Raw genomic sequence first — 16,549 nt, forward strand, 5'->3', positions numbered from 1 at the left:
GAAGGTATGAGATCGCCCGTATCTTTATATGTAGACACGTGCGTTTAGCAGCGTCGTGCACCCCACCTTAAACTGACCAGATATGCTTGCCTCCAACATCATCAGAGGCAAGCAGTTGATGTCTCTTCGACCAGGAGAGCGAGAGCATGATACTACCCCCGGCAGAAACTAGCCTCGGAGTAGAGATGTCTGACATGCTCCAGATCTGTACCGCGCTATCCAGGTGTGCCGAAGCGATAAAGTTTCCATACGGCGACCAAGCTAGCGCCAATACCCATTTATGCTCATTATGAAACACACATATCGGCGTAGAAAGCTTCCCCTGCTTAGACTGCACTATACAGATTGTATCTTCGTCAGCATAAGCGAGATATTGCCCATCAAACGACCATGCCAAAGCTTGAGCGCTTCCACCACTAAATGACAATGGCTGCTTGCTCAAAACCTCGGTCAGGCCCATTCCATGCTTCGCAGCGTGACCTGATGCCAGGTATCTGCTATCAGGAGAGAAGGCGAGTGTCTGCGCCGGTCCATACTGATCAATAGTCCACATACCGTCACCATACGAACCAGGCTGAGCCTGCCAGACCTGGACGGGACTATGTTCATCAGATGAGGCGATCCACATTCCATCGTGCGACCAGGCCAGGGCGATCACCCGGCTATCATGCTGAGAATACTGATATATTGCATTCTGCTGCCCCACATCCCAGATACGCACGGTTGTATCGTAGCTGCCCGAGGCCAGGTATTTTCCATCTGGCGACCAGGCTAAAGACGAAACTTTGCCAGTATGCCCGCTTAGCTGGTACAGTGGATTGCCACTGGCGTCGCCTATTGTGATCAGACCCTCCGACGACGCTTCAGCCATAGCGAAACGTTGCCCATCAGGCGCCCAGCTTGCGGCAAGAGCGCCATTCTGCAATACCCCCTCGCCGGCAGGCTTATCTGATACAGGTACTCCGGGTTTGGAGGCAGGCAGAGCGGCTCGTACTTGCAACAGGAACGAGGAGAGACCACAGAAACCCACGGCGCCGACGGCGAACATGCTCCCACCAATCAAGAGCGCGCGGCGCGAGAACGGATTACTTTTGGGAAGAGAGAAATAGGTCTCAATCTTTGTCCCCTGGGGCTGTGACTGAACAGGGGAGAGCACCTGAAGCTGCTCCTGGCGCGGGCGATATGCCGAGGGGCGCAACACCTGCCTGCGCTGCATCACAGCCTCGACCGAGACGGGACCACGCGAACGCGCTGGCACGGGGGCTGGTTGAGGCGCCAGGCCTGGCCGTACAGGGAAGGCCTGGTGGGGAACGCCAACTCTGGCATAAATACCAGGAGGACATTCACGCGCGATACGCTGCAAGCCCTGCTTTACCGCTGTCATGTTGGCGGGACGCTTGCGAATATCCGTATCCACCATCGCCAGGAGGAGTTCGTTTAGCCCCAGGTGTTCAGGCACATCCAGGCGCGCGAAGATAAAGGGGGTCAGCGAGGGGTCTGTACCGCTGATGAGGTGATGCAAGGTAGCCCCCAGGCTATAGACATCGGTCTGCGGGGTAGACTGCTTCTTGCCATACTGCTCGGGGGCTGCATAGCCGGGAGATCCCAGGGCAATGGTATCCTTCGTCTGCCCCTGCTTGAAGAGGCGCGCGATACCAAAATCGATTAGGTAGATCTGCCCTTCGGGGGTGCGCATCACATTAGCGGGCTTGAGATCGCGGAAGATAATTGGCGGCTGGCGCGAATGTAGGTAGCCCAGCACAGAACTAAGCTGAATGCCAATCTGGAGCGCCTCTGACACGCTGACCTGCTTACGCGGACTCCGCTCCTGGTACTCCTCCAACGCTACTCCCTCGACAAAGCTCATGACCAGGTACCAGCGTCCGCCCTCGCTAAAATAATCAAAAATACTGGGGAGACCGGGATGGGTGAGCCGGGCCAGCAGGAGGGCCTCGTGCTTAAAGGCCTCCTCCGCCTCCCTGATCTCCTCCGGGCTACCACTCGTCTCCATCTCTTTAATGGCCACGAGCCGATCGCCAAATTCGCTATCCTCTGCTTTATAAACCTTGCCATAGCCACCGCTACCGATATGCTTGAGAACTCGATAGCGCCCCTTCAGCACCCGTTGCACATTGGGAGCGGGAAGCACCATCGCGTGCTGGACCACAGGCAGAGACGATTGGCTCTGCTCCTTTGTTCCCTGACCACAGTGAGGGCAGAAGCGCGCATGTGACGGATAGGCCGCGCCACAATGCTGGCAAAATTCATGTGCATCGGAAGCCATGACAAGCTCCTTATATAGGCATTTTAAGCATTTTAAAAAACATGAAAGGCAAATATATCTCTAACAATGCAGTTTACTACCACTGTAGTATATTTACTACTGATACGCAAGAACTGTGAAGCAGTTCACAAAACAGGGGAAATTTTGGGTAGAGAGGTTTTCAAAAGGCTGGTTGGTGCCGTGCGGCACCAACCAGCCTTTTGAAAACCTCTCTACCCTTGACATATTACTCTTAGAAGAATTCGCTGATCTGGTTATATATCTCGCGAATATTCTGGGGTGTACCCGCATACTCCTGCCCGCCACCGGCCTCGGCGATCTGCTTCAAGGCGTTCTCGTCGATATCCTGCGGGTTGCCATAAGCGATGGTAAACACCTTGACGCGATTCCCTGCGTTGCGATCATCACTTGTAGGCTTGATTTTACTCAGTAGTTCTTGCAAGTTCATCTGCTGCACGGTGTCCTGGCCATCAGTGAGGACAATGACGGCCTTGATATGCCTGGATGCTTGATTTTGCAGCGCCTCGACCTGCTCATCAATGGTATTGTAGAGCCGTGTGCTGCCACCGGCTTGAATGCCCTTGATTTGCTCCAGCACGTTCTGGCGCTTGGGACCAAGGGCATTCACGGGTGTAAGCGTCTGCGCCTCATCGCTAAAGGATGTTACGCCCAGGCCATCACTATCACCCAGCAGGTTCACAAAGTCGCTGAGTCCCTGTTTCGCGGCCTCGATCTTGCTGCTCCCACCAATGGAATCGTTCATACTGCCCGAGCGATCCAGGATTAGCATCACATCTACCTTGCGTTTCTGCTGATTCCAGGAGGATTTGATGGCGTTCACGGTCGAGACCGAGGGGATCTGTAATACGCTCTGTGGCTGCTTGGGATCGACGCCATGCTGGCTATCCAGGGGAGCGGCGACCGGGACATCGAGTTTGGCAGGACGAAAACCATAGTTCAGGGCCTTTTGCTGCTGCACCTTGTCAAGCAAGAAATCGCGCAATACCTGGGCGGCCGCCTTTTTGGCCGAGGTCATCCAATCCGCCTGTAAGACGGCGAAGGGATGGTCGCTATAAAAGGTTCCCTCTTTGGGATAGATGGCAACGACCGGGTAGGGCAGGTGACCATAGGTCTGCTCCTGGTTGGCCTCCACTACCAAGCTCTCATACATGACGGCTGCGCTCAGGTAGTTCGGGCCTCCCTTGAACATCTTATTCGCGAAGAAGCCCGTACTGTCGCCATAGTGAATTACAGAACTCTCGACATTGGCGACAAAGTCTTTGGTCCGCGCCTGCTCAATATCGACCTCGCTCAACGCACCACGCTTATTGAGCGCGGCATAATTCTCAGCGATCACGGCATCCAGGCCAGAGTTGGAGTAATCGGGATGGGTATGGCCAAACTTGAAGTCGCCCCATTCAGGGTGTCCATAGCTGGCCCAGCCACGAGAATCGGTGCTGAGCTTAGCGATATCGCTCCAACCAATAGACCGCTGAGGCCAACCCAGAGCCTCAGCCTGCGGCTTCCACATCGCTATCACGACGGGGCTATTCACTAAAGGTGGTGTCGCATTAGCGCCCTCATCAATGATATCGCTACTGTGCTGCTTACGCCACTGATCATTGAGTAGATTCAACCAGATTGAGCCTGCTGGACTCCAGACATCGGGTTTAATGCCGCCAGCGAGAATTTGTTGCATCGAGGCTCCAGAACCAATAGGGACCGCCTGAACGCTAATGGAACCATCGCAGGCTTTCAGACCACGCTGATTAAAGTCGGCGATGACATCACGCATCCAGTTCTCCTTCTCGCTGCCATAGTACATCGAGAGGGTGACGGGCGTAGAGCTTCGCTGCGCACAGCTCAAGGCGGTTGACGGGGTAGTTGCTGGCTGAGCGCTCTCCCAGGGTAAACCACAGGCAGTAGAGAGAAGAAGAATAGCCAGCAGATACCACAAAAGAGAGGATATACACAGTGTTTGTTTCCTATCACGAAACATATCTATATTGCTCCTAAATTTTGGTAGGTGGTGTGGAGCGTGCAGGCAGCTGGAGGCTGCCTGCACGCTCCACACCACCTACCAAAAACATTTATCTCATCCATTTGAGGTTGCCGCGCCGTCAAAGCTCTGCTTCCAGGTGGTGATCAGTTCTTCCACGATGGGCGCGCCTGGGAGTTGGACCGAGCGGAAGTCGTTATGGATATCGTTCTTCAGGATTGAAGACTGAAAGAGGCTTCCTGGCTCATTGGTTGTTATTGAAAGATTCTGCGCGACCGGGCGTAGGCCATAGTGCAGGGCCAGGCGTTGTGCCTGCTCGCTAAGCAAAAACTGGCGGAAGGCCCGCGCCGCGCCTAACAATTCGTCGCTGCTCCAACTCCCCTGCATCAGGGCAAAGGGGTGATCACTCACGATGTTGAGCTGGGGATAAAATGGGCGCAAACCCTTTTTGCCCTGCGCCTGTGCCCAGAGCACGAGATTTTCATAGGTAAAGACGAGATCAAAGCTTGCCTCTCCTCTGAGCAGCACCACATTCTCCAGGTAGGTGCCACTGCTGCGCCCATACTCGGTGACACTGTTCTCAAACAGCTTTAAGTAGTTCTGGAAGCCAGCGTTTTCGATATCCACGACGCTGAGGCCCGCGGAACGCTTATAGTAGGCATAGGCCATCAGAGTAATCGTGAGCAGGCCGCTATTAGAGGTGTCCGGACGTGTCTGCCCCAGCCTGAAGGCTCCCCAATCGCTTGGGCCACCAATATCTGACCAGCCATTGGGTTTGCCCAGCGCATCGGCAATCGTCTCCCAATCAATACGCTGATAGTGCTTCAACAGCGCCTGAGCACGCTCATCCCATACGGCGAACACTAATGGACTCTGTACCAGGGGCATGATCTCGTTCATCACGACAATGTCCCGTCCCTGGTGCTGTTGCTGCCACTGCATATTGAGCCGGTTGATCTCCAGGGTGCTGGCGGGGCACCAGGCCAGGGGCTTCTGCTCACCACTGGCGATGCGTTGAGCCAGGTCGAGCGAACCACTGGTATAGGGCTTGATGCGAATATTCTTTCCTTGATAGCGCGCCGCATTCCCCTGATGAAAGGCCTCAATCGCCGCCTCAAACCAGGCCGCCTTCTCTGAACTATAGACAACCTCCAGCTCCAGGGTTGGTGCCGCTATGCCTCGGCTATAAGCAACATAGCCAGCCCCTCCCAGCAGAGCTAATCCAACCACCGCTCCCAGGGCCAGCACACCACGCCTCGTTGGCTTCGCTGGCGGTGGCGCTTGCTGCGGTATCTGCTGCTGTTTTTGTTGTCCAGGAGGCGGAAACACTGGTTGTATGCTGCCGCCAGGAGCTCTCCCGCCCGCCGTAAAAGCCTGGGGCAACGTATTTGTGATGGCCGTTGCCATCTCTCGGGCCGATTGATAACGGTCATCTGACCTGACCGCCATCGCCTTGAACACTACTACCTCACTGGCGGCTGAAAGGCTCGGGTTTAAGAGGCGGGGAGGAGTCAAATTCTGGGGATTCACTAGCCTGGAAATGGAGGCAGGTGGCGTCTCACCTGTGAGCAGTTGATACAGTGTAGCACCCAGGGCATAGAGATCCGAACGAGGATCTGTGCTCCCTCCATACTGTTCAGGTGGCGCAAAGCCTATGGAGCCAAGCGAGGTAGTATCCTTGCTCGCACTAGATTTGAAGACGCGCGCGATCCCAAAATCAATAAGCTTGATCTCATCTTGCGAGGTCACCATGATATTGGATGGCTTGAGATCACGAAAAATGACGGGCTGTGGCTGCGTATGCAGGTAGTGTAAGACGTCACAGAGCTGCAAAGCCCAGTTCATCACCCGCGCTTCAGTTAATGGTCCCCCACCAGCATCCTCCTGCAACTTCTCCAGTGTTTGCCCCTGCACAAACTCCATCACCAGGTAGGCCTTGCCCGCCTCCTCAAATATGTCAGTGACCAGCGGCAGATGCGCATGTCTCAGGCCGCGTAGGAGATTGGCCTCATGATGAAAATCCTGGAGGGCGTTGGCCTTCTCCGCAGGACTAAGGTGCGCGTCACTCATCTCTTTGAGCGCGACAGTGTAACGATTTTTAAAGTGCTCGTCTATCGCCTCATAGACGGCGCCAAAGCCTCCCTGGCCTACTTGCCGTACCACCTGGTAACGCTGAAACACCGGGGTACCCACAGCTAACTGGCCTGTAGCCCGGTGCGCTCCCGCATTCGCTGAAACGGGATTCTGGATATTACTGCCAGCATTACTGGCAAAGGTATGCGTATTCCCTGTCGTATCCAGGCTAAAGCCACAGTTGGCGCAAAATTGTTCGCTGGTGGCATTACGCGTGCCACAATGGGGACATATACGTGAAGCTCCAATTTGTTTCATATTCTCATTTGCGGAGGTGCTTGCTGCTTTTTCTATCCCTTACTTTTCCTGGGATATCTATGCTGACTCCTCATACCCGGCCGTCCTCCGCCCTCCCTGCGCTGACAGACAGCGTTATTTGTACTTTTCATTCATGTTAAACATTTATTCCTTTTTAGCATAAAACGTTCTTTTTATTGCGCAATTAACCCATTGTAAATAGATTGTTAAATCTCATCTATGCCAGCCAAAAGTAATCTCCCTCATCCTGATGGCCTTCACAAAAACAGATTATTCATCAATAATAGAGAAAGATATCTAAAGTTAGTTGAAGCTATCTATAAGAGAGGGAGAAAACGCAGCAACTTTCTTCCTCTGCATTCCCCCGAAATCTGGGGATAGAACGTGGTGGGCAGGGATTTTGCGTACGTCTCAGCAAAATTTAACCTCTGTTTAACACTCCCATAACAATTGAGCGCTATTCTTTTAATTGTTACATTCCGATTTATAAACCTATCCCTTAAGCAAGGAGTTTTGTTCCATATGCTAGTCAAAGATAGTCAAACTGGTTCACTGGCTAATGAACCATCTCATATAACGCCACATGCACATGAGGTGCTGGCACAACTCGACAATAGTGGCCTCTCGCGCTTTCACTGGAAAGCTATGATCACTTCAGGTATGGGCTTCTTTACCGATGCCTATGATCTGTTTATTATTGGTGCCGCACTGACCATTCTGAACCCTCTCTGGCACCTCAATGCGCTAGAAACCTCGCTAGTCGCCAGTACCTCCCTCGTCGCCGCAGCCTTAGGCTCCTACATCTTTGGCCTTCTGGCTGATCGTATTGGTCGCCACGCCATCTATGGCCTGACCCTGATTGTACTGGCGGCGGGCGCCATCATTTCAGCACTCTCCCCTAACATTTACTTTCTGCTCATCTTCCGCTTCATCATGGGCCTGGGCATCGGTGGCGATTATCCGCTGAGTGCCACGTTGATGAGCGAATACTCTAACCGCAAGGACCGGGGCAAGCTAATCACCATGGTCTTCTCCATGCAGGGCCTGGGCCTGATTCTTGGTCCCCTGGTGGCACTGATCCTACTTGTCTCTGGACTGCATCCTGACCTGACCTGGCGCATCATGCTCGCGCTTGGTGCGGTTCCCGCCCTGGCGACCTTCTACTTGCGCCGCCAGATCGAGGAGACTCCCCGCTATGCCCTGATGATGCATGGCAACGCCGAGGCCGCGCAGCAGACCATCAGCAACGTGACCGGCAATGGGGCCGCGAAGAAGAGCGCCAAAGTTCAGAAGCAGCAGACACAGCAGCCGAAGAAATCCTGGTTCTACCTGCTCTTTACGCCACGCTTCCTGAAATGGGTCATTGGTACCGCAGGCGCATGGTTCCTGCTCGATATCGCCTACTACGGCACGACCATCTCCGGCTCCTTAGTCTTGAAGTCGCTCAACTCGCATGCCGATACGGTCACTAATATGCTCTATACCCTGGGGATCTTCGTGATCGCGGCCATGCCCGGTTATATCGTCGCGGCCCTGACCATCGACCGCCTGGGGCGCAAGAAGATCCAGTGCATCGGCTTCGCGATGATGACGCTCGCCTATGGCCTGCTCGCACTGGTACCGGGGTTGACACAGAGCACACTGCCCTTCCTCTCACTCTACGCGTTGAGCTACTTCTTCACAGAGTTCGGTCCTAACGTGACGACATTTGTCTATCCCGCCGAGATCTTCCCAACCATGGTCCGCAGCTCGGCACACGGCCTGGCCGCCGCCCTGGGCAAGCTGGGAGCCTTCATCGGCGCCTTCGCCTTCCCCTACCTGCTCACCAGTTTCAAACTGCCAGGCGCGATGGGAGTCGCGGCAGTCGTCTCCCTGCTGGGTCTGCTCCTGACCATCTTCACCCTGCCCGAGCCAAATCAGCGCTCGCTGGAGGAGATCGCGGGCGACCACGAGCTGCTGGCAGAGATGAAGAAAGAACAAGTCCCCGCCTAAGGTTCAAACACAGACTAGCCACTGGAACAAAAACAAACAGTAGAGGGGTGGTGCAAAAATGCCGCGGCATTTTTGCACCACCCCTCTACTGTTCTTGACCTTCTTTATTGTTTGACGCCATTGCGCCTCAGATATAGGCTGTAGATCCACTCGGCTACAGCCCTCGGCAAGACGTTCAATATGGGTACGATCTGCCGGATTACGGCCAGGTGGTCATAGCTTCCCTGCTGGCGCCAGATCTGCTCTTCTTTGAGCACAAAGACACTCTTCCCTGGAGACTGAAAGGGCTTGCCACCTAGACCCAGGACTCGGGGACCAATCCCGCTGGCTATCCAGGTCACTTCAAAGGTATCCTCTTCACGCCTACTGGTCGTCTGCTCTGTATAGGCAATAGTTGGCGTGCTGCGGAAGCGCCAGCGAAACCAGTTCTCGATCTGGTTCTTACCACGGCGTGGACCTGGCATACCACTATCAAATAGCTCGCCCTCCGCCGCATAGAGAGCCACCAGAGCCTCCACATCATGTGCGTTGAAGGCCGTAATCCACTGCCGCACTGTGGGGTGCGATAAACCCGCCGCATTCTCGTTCATCTATTAACACCTCATCCTTTTTTAAATACCAGCTCATCCTTTTTCTGTTAGGCACCTCACAGGAGAGGTGTTACACCACTCATACTTTCATTCGTGCCTTTGTCGTATTATATACTAAGCAAGAAAAAGCGATTGGGCAGTGTTATTGAAATAGCACGCTGTCCATCACATAGATATCACTCTATTTACCAGGAGTATGGAGTGTCGGACAGGGAGGTTTTGCTTGAGTGCTCTTACCGCAGCCCAGATCGATGATGCTACCTTTCACGAGGATGTCGCATATATTGAGTCGTTATGGCAACGTACCTCTATTGGCAACCTTGACGTTCCTCTTATCGATCACGGTCAGGGCACGCCCCTGGTCATGGTTCCCATTCTTGAACACCTGGAGTTCGTCTATGCGCGCCAGGTACGCGCGCTTAGCCAGCAGAGACGCGTGATCCTCTACCGCCGGCGCGAGACACGCACCACGCAGGCCATCAGCCTGGCCGCTCGTGTTGAGGAGCTTCGGGGCGTCCTCGATGGCTTACATCTCGACCAGGTGGACCTGCTCGCGCATGGAGATGCCGCTATGGTGCTGCTCGAGTTTGCCGCACGCTACCCCCAACGCTGCCGCTCGCTCACTATCATCGCGCAGGGGGCCGACTACCAGATCGCTCCCCATCCCTTCATCTGGCTGCTCCATGAGCTATATGTGCGCCTTCCTGTCGAGTATATACTCCCCGCCGCGTTTCTGCGCCGTACCGTCATTAACTATATCATGGCTCACGCGCCAGACAACACAACCAGGCCTGCCCTGCCCCGCCATCTCATTGAGGAGCAGTTTCAAAAAATCGCGCGCTGGCCCTTCGTTTATAAGTACTCAGTTCTGCCTGTCATCCACTATTTTGAGATGCGCCAACGCATCTCAGCACTCACGATGCCTGTGCTCTTGATCAATCGCGCCGATGACGCGCTCTCCCCCGAATACAAGACGCGCTGGATGGCGAAGCAATTGCCTAACTGTGCCGCGTATCACGTGGTACCAGGAGCAGAGCGCTTCTTTATGTATTCGCAGGCCGAGGTCGTCACGCCACTCATTGAGGCCTTTCTACAAGGAGAAAAACCACAAAGCCCGCTACCACAATCACAGACCCTGTGACACTCTCTTGACTATTGTCCCTATAGTGATCCTTCTTCAAGGTTCAAAGCGCTCTTTGCTCAGGCATTTGTGTCTGAGAGAGTCAGGTTAGAGGGAGAATCTTTTATGGATGACCTACAGCTCTATTCCTCAGCCCCTTCCAGACGCCGGGTCGTCATTACAGGTCTCGGGGTTGTCGCTCCCAATGGGATTGGGAAAGACGATTTCTGGCAGGCGTGCGTGACTGGTCAATCGGGTATTCGCCACATCACACGCTTCGATGCCAGCACCCTCCCTGTACGTATCGCCGGCGAAGTCGCGCATTTTGAGCCGCAACGCCTGGGACTCACCCCTATGGAGATGACACACCTGGATCGCTGCACCCAATTCGCGGTCGCAGCGGCCAATCTGGCCTGGCAAGACGCGGGCCTTCCGTCTTCTCTCACACAGGAGGAGCGCGAACACTTCGGTGTCTACGTGGGGAGCGCGATGTCCTATGTAGAAGAGGGCGAGCGGCTCTGGCTACAACTTACCAAAGACGGTCTCCATGGACTGGCCGACGATTCCATTAGCGCCACGTCCCTGATGACACACGCCTCCGCCATGAGCGTCGCCGCCCATCATCAGTTGCATGGTCCCAGCACGGTGATCGCGACTGGCTGTTCAGCGGGCGCGGATGCCATCGGCGAAGCCTACTGGCTTATTCAGGAGGGACAGGTAGAGCGTATGCTGGCCGGGGGGACGGATTCCGCGATCAGCCCCATAGGGTTGGACGTCTTCTGCGTCATGGGTGCCCTCAGCACCATCTATAACGATACACCCGAACAGGCCTCGCGCCCCTATGATCATAAACGTGACGGCTTTGTCATGGCCGAAGGCGCCGGCATGCTTCTTTTGGAGGAGCGCGAGGCCGCCCTTGCGCGCGGTGCACACATCTACGCGGAAATTATCGGCTTTAACACCAATAGCAACGCCTATCATATGACAGCCTTGCCGTCCGATGGCGCGCCCCTGCACCATCTCCTGGAGCAGGCGATTGAGGATTGCCAACTGCGCTTCTCCGATCTTGGCTACATCAACTCGCATGGTAGCTCGACGCCGCCTAATGAGATCGCGGAGACCGCGGCCTATAAGGCACTCTTCGGCGAATATGCCTATAAAATACCCATCAGTGCTACCAAGTCGATGATCGGGCATACCCAGGGAGCCGCCAGCGCGATTGAGGCCGTCGTGACCGCCATGGTTATCGATCAACAATTGCTGCCCCCAACCCTCAATCAGGAGCATCCCGATCCTTTCTGTGACCTTGATTATGTTCCCAATGTCGCTCGCGCAAGCGCCGTCAACGTAGCGCTCTCTCATTCTAGTGGCTTCGGCGGAGTCAATAGCGTCCTCGTCTTCGCTCAACCTGACTGGCTAAAAGAAACTATGGGTAATGAAAATTATGGCTAATAATCAGCAACGCCGGGTAGTGGTTACAGGTCTGGGTGTGGTCGCCCCTAATGGTATTGGAACCGCCAACTTCTGGCAGGCCAGCCGCGATGGTATCTCAGGCATCACGCGCCTGGAGCCACATGAGAGTTACGCACATGCCAACCTGCCTCTCTGGGTAGCGGGGGCCGTGCGCGACTTCGTGACTGAAGATTATATTGACCGCAAGCTCGCCAATCGCACGGATCGTATGACGCACTTCGCCTTTGCCGCCATCCAGGAAGCTATTATGGATGCTGGACTCGACCTGGCGCAGGAGAATCCACGCCGCGTAGGGGCCGTCATCGCCAATGCCATGGGTGGGGTAGACTTTGTTCTTAAGCAATTACATACGCTCTACACGCGGGGGCCGCGCTTTGTCAGCGCCTATACAGCTATCGCCTGGCTCAATGTGGCCAACGTTGGGCAGGCCGCTATTCGCTATAACATCCAGGGCTACTGTAAAACGCCCGTTAACGACGCAGTCAGCGGTCTCAATGCGCTTGGCATGGCAGCCGGAGCCATTCGTCGCAATACCGCGGATATGATTATCGCTGGCGGTTGCGAAGCTTTCCTCCATCCCCTACTCCTGCGCGTCCTGGCCCAGCAGGGCGTTTGCACGACGAGCGATGATCCGAATGCCTATCGGCCCTTCGATCAACGAGCCGCAGGTCTGATTCTGGCCGAAGGTGCGGGCATCTGTATCCTGGAAGAGTATGAGCACGCTCGCCGCCGTGGCGCAACCATCTATGGCGAACTCGTCGGCTATGGCCAGACCAATGAGGCCCAGGGCTTGCATGCCCCCTCCAGTGATGGCACCCAGTACGCACGCGCCATGTGCCAGGCCATGAACCAGGGAAGGCTACAAACCTCCGACCTGGCCTATGTACAGCTCGATGGACGTGCGCATCCCGCTTCGGACCAGGGCGAGGCCGAGGCTCTCAGACTGGCCTTTGATGCCGAGAGCGAGCGCATCCCGGTCAGCGTTCCCCGCACCAGCATTGGCCATAGCTATGCAGCCGCCGGGGCCATTGACGCTCTGACCGCGCTCCTGGCCCTCAAGCATGGAGTGATTCCCCCAACGCTCAACTGTGATGATCCCGATCCACGCTACCACCTGAACCTGGTGCGCAATGAGGCCCGACCTATCGAGCACAAGGACGCATCTTCGGGGGTGCTGGTCGCAGGCCGCGGCCTGGGCGGCTCCAATGTTGTCCTGGCATTCACACGGGAACCATGATGCAAGAGGAACCACACCTGGAGGAAGAGAGCGCCGAGGATGATCCAGGAGATCATCCTCGGCACACACCCATTTCAGGCAAGCTACCAGCCTATAGCTCGGTCATCATTGTGGGGGCCGGTCCAACCGGGCTGGCGGCCGCCAATCTCCTGGGCCTGCTCGGCGTCTCGACACTGCTCATAGAGCGCAACGAGGGGCTCTGCACATTTCCACGCGCCATTTCGATTGATGACGAGGGGTTGCGCTTCTGCCAGGCCATAGGACTACGCGATGCACTTCTGCCCTCTATGCGCCTGGGGACAGAGGCACACTATCTCTCAGGACCTCATCTCCTCGCGCGCGTGGCCCCCACCCAGCAGCGCAATGGCTTCCCCTTGATCTCAACCTTTCACCAGCCAACCTTCGAGCAGGCCCTGCTCCAGGGGCTTGCACGCTTCCCACATGTGCATGTCTGCTTCCAACATGAACTGCTCAACTTCAGGCAGAGCGAGAACGAGGTCTTGCTCACCCTACGCACACCAGGCGAGCAACAGATCCAGGTGCGGTGCGCCTTCTTACTGGCCTGTGATGGAGGGCGTAGCCCCGTACGCCATGCCCTCGCACTCAGCATGCACGCCCCCTCCTTAAGCCAGGCACTTCTCCCCCTGGCAGCGAGACTGAGGAAACCCGTACAGGCGAGGCAGACCCCCCAGCGCTGGCTGGTCGTGGATTGTGTCGAGGACGATGATCCCACGAACGCCATTATTTTCTTCTGCAACCCCACGCGGCCCGCGGTGACGGTACCCGCGCCCGCTCAGGGCCGCCGCTGGGAGTTTATGCTGCACCCGCAGGAACAGAGCGAGGATATGCTACGCGAGGAGCGCATCCAGTCGCTTATTAGGCAATCGCGGCTAGCCCAGCGACACTGGTCCGCAGGGAAGCCAGCACAGATCTCTCGCAAAGCGGTCTACACCTTCTATGCGACCATGACCTCACGCCTCGCTCATCATCGCGTCTTCCTGCTCGGCGATGCCGCGCACCTGATGCCGCCCTTTGGTGGACAAGGCATGAATAGCGGCCTGCGCGATGTGCATAATCTCTGCTGGAAGGTCGCGCTCGTTCTCCAGCGGCGCGCGGGCCAGTCGATCCTCGCCAGCTACCAGGGCGAGCGTGTGCCACACATCCGTGAGATGATTCTCTTCTCCTCCACCCTGGGTAGAATCATCATGCCCACCAACCGCGTGGTCGCACTACTGCGCGATCTCCTCCTGCGAGGAGTCATAGCACGCATCCCGGCATTTACGGAGAGTCTACGCGAGATGCGCGTCAAGCCGCAGCCCCGCTATAGCCATGGGCTCATCCTGCCCACGCGCTTGCCAGGTTTTCGTCACCTGCCCGGCTCCTACCTGCCCCAACCTCAGATGCTCACCTGCGCGCATCAGCCCCTGGCCCTGGATGACCTGCTTGGCCCGGGTTTTAGCCTCATCCGGCTCGCCCCCGAGGAGGGCCTGGTGGAGGACCCCTTGCAGCACCCCGCCTGGTCACACCTTAAGCCTCGCTATATTACGCTCATTCCACGCTTGCGCCACGTCCCCTCGGAGCGGCACATTCCACCTCACCTCACACCAGCTTATGATCTTGATGGCTCCTTGCAGGCCCTTTTTCAGGGACAACACGATCTTTACCTGCTGGTGCGCCCCGACCGCTACATCCTCGGGGTTTTCCGCACCGACGAAGCAACCGCGTTCGCGCAACGCCTGCTACGTCTGCTGGACCTATAGTTGTAGGGTCTATGCAGGCATGGACTCGCCCGGCCCGCAGGCCGACACCCGAACGCTGGGGGTCGCTGCGCTCGGAGGCCGAGCAAGCTCTGCCCCTACAGGGGCTCTTGCAGCATATGGTACAGCTTCTGCTGGCGTGCCAGCCCTTGCTGATAGATACGGCCCAGCTTCGCGTTTGATGTCTTGCTCTCCCCGAGGTTGGGTTTGACCTTTGTGATATCCTCGATCAGGCCCAACGCCTCAAGCGCCAGCAGGGCTGCACCACGCGAGGAGGCTTCGGAGTCACGTGAGGGATAGATCGGCGCACCAAGTGTGTCGGCTAGAATCTGCTGCATCAATGGCATACCCAGGACCGCTCCGCCATTGCAGATCACCTGCGGCACATGCTGCTCCTCAAGCGGGAGCACGCGATGCAGCTCATCATAGACCTGCTTTAACTGATAGGCCAGGGATTCGATACCTGCGCGCAGTAACATACCTGGCGTCGTATGTAGCGAGAGGCCCGCAATCGTCATGCGGCGCGAACCTTGCCAGCCCAGGCTGCGCTCGCCCGAAATAAAGGGCAGGATCGTCAGGCCGTGCCCATCTGGCTCAACGGCTTGCGCAAGCTGTTCCGCTTGCTTGAGATCCTCCAGGCCCAGCGTGTCTCGTAACCAGGCGAGTACGTTCCCGCCCTGGCTCAAGGCCCCCCAACAACGGCCCGCTTACCATCGACCAGGTAGAGCCACAGACCCATGGAGGGAACGACCTGCTCCGGCTCCACGATGGCGCGAATCGCGCTGGAGGTACCCATCGTCAAGGCCCAACATCCCAGCGTTGTCGCGCCTGAGCCGACATTCGCCACCGCGCCATCGCCCAGGGCGGGGAACCAGGTCACCTTTTGTAGCTGCGGCCAGCGCTGCTGATATGCGCCCGTCAGCCCTGTAATCCCATCCTTATAGTCGCCAAGCTGTGGCAACTGCCCATCTTTGATCCCTAAATATTGCACCAGTTCGCCATCCCAGGCCCGCTCACGAATGTTGAGCATCCCCGTGCCCGAGGCCATCGAGAGGCTACACACCGATTTGTCCAGGAACATGCGATGCAGGTACTCACCATAGGAGATCCACTGCGCTACCCTGCCGTACACTTCTTTCTGCTCCCGTGCCAGCCAGGTTAACTTCGCTGGCCAGTAGCTGGCATGAAAACGGGTGCCAACGCGCTGGTGTACCTTCTGCTCGTCCAGGTGCTCGCCCAGTGTTTGCACCATCGAGGCCGGGCGCGTATCCTCCCAGGTGATTACCGGTGTGAGCGCTTTATTCTGGACATCTACGCCGACCAGGCTATGCCAGAAGGTGTCCAGAGCCACGGCCTTGACCTCGCTGGCCCGCGTCCCCATCTGATGCAACACCTCGTCAATGGTAGCAGCAACGATCTCCGTCAATATATCCGCATCGAGACTGGCCTCGCCGTCATGGCTGGTCGTCAATTGATACTTTTTTTGTGATCCAATGCCTGTGACTCCCTGTCCCCTGGCGTCGAAGAGCAGAGCGCGTGTCGAAGAGGTACCGACATCAAGCGCCAGGACATATGGGGCAATATATGCTTGCTGGTTCTCAATCATGGTCTTTCACCTCTCGGGGTAATGAATAGTGTAGAGGAAGCTGTCCGGCGCTGCTGGCGTACGCCAGCAGCGCCGGACAGCTTCCTCTACACTATTCATA

At 56.4% G+C, this 16,549-nt stretch carries 11 protein-coding genes; 5 read left to right on the forward strand and 6 right to left on the reverse strand.

Annotated features, from left to right (window positions below):
* Positions 1-67: 67 nt before the first annotated feature.
* From KTE_RS09380 to KTE_RS09390, 3 genes are all read right to left on the reverse strand, one after another.
* On the reverse strand, positions 68-2,284 hold the full coding sequence (locus tag KTE_RS09380) for a protein kinase (RefSeq protein WP_201380467.1): 2,217 nt from the start codon (positions 2,282-2,284) through the stop codon (positions 68-70).
* 232 nt (positions 2,285-2,516) lie between these two features.
* Complete coding sequence (locus KTE_RS09385) at positions 2,517-4,283, reverse strand: VWA domain-containing protein (RefSeq protein WP_201380469.1); 1,767 nt, start codon at positions 4,281-4,283, stop codon at positions 2,517-2,519.
* A gap of 96 nt (positions 4,284-4,379) precedes the next feature.
* On the reverse strand, positions 4,380-6,674 hold the full coding sequence (locus KTE_RS09390) for a protein kinase (protein WP_201380471.1): 2,295 nt from the start codon (positions 6,672-6,674) through the stop codon (positions 4,380-4,382).
* A 522-nt stretch (positions 6,675-7,196) separates the two neighbouring features.
* Here KTE_RS09390 and KTE_RS09395 point away from each other — a divergent pair.
* Entirely contained in the window at positions 7,197-8,666 is a 1,470-nt protein-coding gene (locus KTE_RS09395) for an MFS transporter (protein ID WP_201380473.1), read from the forward strand.
* 104 nt (positions 8,667-8,770) lie between these two features.
* Here KTE_RS09395 and KTE_RS09400 read toward each other — a convergent pair whose 3' ends face one another.
* The gene (locus tag KTE_RS09400) at positions 8,771-9,256 is read right to left on the reverse strand and encodes a nuclear transport factor 2 family protein (RefSeq protein ID WP_201380475.1); all 486 of its coding nucleotides are present in this window, start codon (positions 9,254-9,256) and stop codon (positions 8,771-8,773) included.
* Positions 9,257-9,479: 223 nt separating this feature from the next.
* On the opposite strand from KTE_RS09400, the gene KTE_RS09405 reads away from it, so the two are divergent.
* From KTE_RS09405 to KTE_RS09420, 4 genes are all read left to right on the forward strand, one after another.
* Positions 9,480-10,397 carry an alpha/beta fold hydrolase gene (locus KTE_RS09405; protein ID WP_201380477.1) on the forward strand — a complete coding sequence of 306 codons (918 nt, stop codon included), beginning with the start codon at positions 9,480-9,482 and terminating at the stop codon, positions 10,395-10,397.
* A 105-nt stretch (positions 10,398-10,502) separates the two neighbouring features.
* Positions 10,503-11,828, forward strand: coding sequence for a beta-ketoacyl synthase (locus tag KTE_RS09410; protein WP_201380479.1), 1,326 nt, complete (start codon positions 10,503-10,505; stop codon positions 11,826-11,828).
* Positions 11,812-13,086 (forward strand): beta-ketoacyl synthase, encoded by a 1,275-nt coding sequence (locus KTE_RS09415; RefSeq protein ID WP_201380481.1) that lies wholly within the window; start codon positions 11,812-11,814, stop codon positions 13,084-13,086. The genes KTE_RS09410 and KTE_RS09415 overlap by 17 nt, the downstream gene beginning before the upstream one ends.
* The gene (locus tag KTE_RS09420) at positions 13,083-14,846 is read left to right on the forward strand and encodes an FAD-dependent monooxygenase (RefSeq protein ID WP_201380483.1); all 1,764 of its coding nucleotides are present in this window, start codon (positions 13,083-13,085) and stop codon (positions 14,844-14,846) included. The genes KTE_RS09415 and KTE_RS09420 overlap by 4 nt, the downstream gene beginning before the upstream one ends.
* A gap of 95 nt (positions 14,847-14,941) precedes the next feature.
* Here KTE_RS09420 and KTE_RS09425 read toward each other — a convergent pair whose 3' ends face one another.
* Positions 14,942-15,529, reverse strand: a complete 588-nt coding sequence (locus KTE_RS09425; protein WP_201380485.1) for an FGGY-family carbohydrate kinase — start codon at positions 15,527-15,529, stop codon at positions 14,942-14,944.
* The gene (locus KTE_RS09430) at positions 15,526-16,449 is read right to left on the reverse strand and encodes an FGGY family carbohydrate kinase (RefSeq protein WP_201380487.1); all 924 of its coding nucleotides are present in this window, start codon (positions 16,447-16,449) and stop codon (positions 15,526-15,528) included. The genes KTE_RS09425 and KTE_RS09430 overlap by 4 nt, the downstream gene beginning before the upstream one ends.
* Between the last annotated feature and the right edge of the window lie 100 nt (positions 16,450-16,549).

Source organism: Ktedonobacter sp. SOSP1-85 (assembly GCF_016587415.1).
Classification (GTDB): Bacteria; Chloroflexota; Ktedonobacteria; order Ktedonobacterales; family Ktedonobacteraceae; genus Ktedonobacter.

What these genes read in the sequence shown, in the direction of transcription:
- KTE_RS09415 (WP_201380481.1), top strand. Translation starts at nt 11,812, where the DNA reads ATGAAAATTATGGCTAATAATCAGCAACGCCGGGTAGTGGTTACAGGT.
- KTE_RS09420 (WP_201380483.1), top strand. Translation starts at nt 13,083, where the DNA reads ATGATGCAAGAGGAACCACACCTGGAGGAAGAGAGCGCCGAGGATGAT.
- KTE_RS09410 (WP_201380479.1), top strand. Translation starts at nt 10,503, where the DNA reads ATGGATGACCTACAGCTCTATTCCTCAGCCCCTTCCAGACGCCGGGTC.
- KTE_RS09380 (WP_201380467.1), bottom strand. Translation starts at nt 2,284, where the DNA reads ATGGCTTCCGATGCACATGAATTTTGCCAGCATTGTGGCGCGGCCTAT.
- KTE_RS09395 (WP_201380473.1), top strand. Translation starts at nt 7,197, where the DNA reads ATGCTAGTCAAAGATAGTCAAACTGGTTCACTGGCTAATGAACCATCT.
- KTE_RS09385 (WP_201380469.1), bottom strand. Translation starts at nt 4,283, where the DNA reads ATGTTTCGTGATAGGAAACAAACACTGTGTATATCCTCTCTTTTGTGG.
- KTE_RS09390 (WP_201380471.1), bottom strand. Translation starts at nt 6,674, where the DNA reads ATGAAACAAATTGGAGCTTCACGTATATGTCCCCATTGTGGCACGCGT.
- KTE_RS09400 (WP_201380475.1), bottom strand. Translation starts at nt 9,256, where the DNA reads ATGAACGAGAATGCGGCGGGTTTATCGCACCCCACAGTGCGGCAGTGG.
- KTE_RS09430 (WP_201380487.1), bottom strand. Translation starts at nt 16,449, where the DNA reads ATGATTGAGAACCAGCAAGCATATATTGCCCCATATGTCCTGGCGCTT.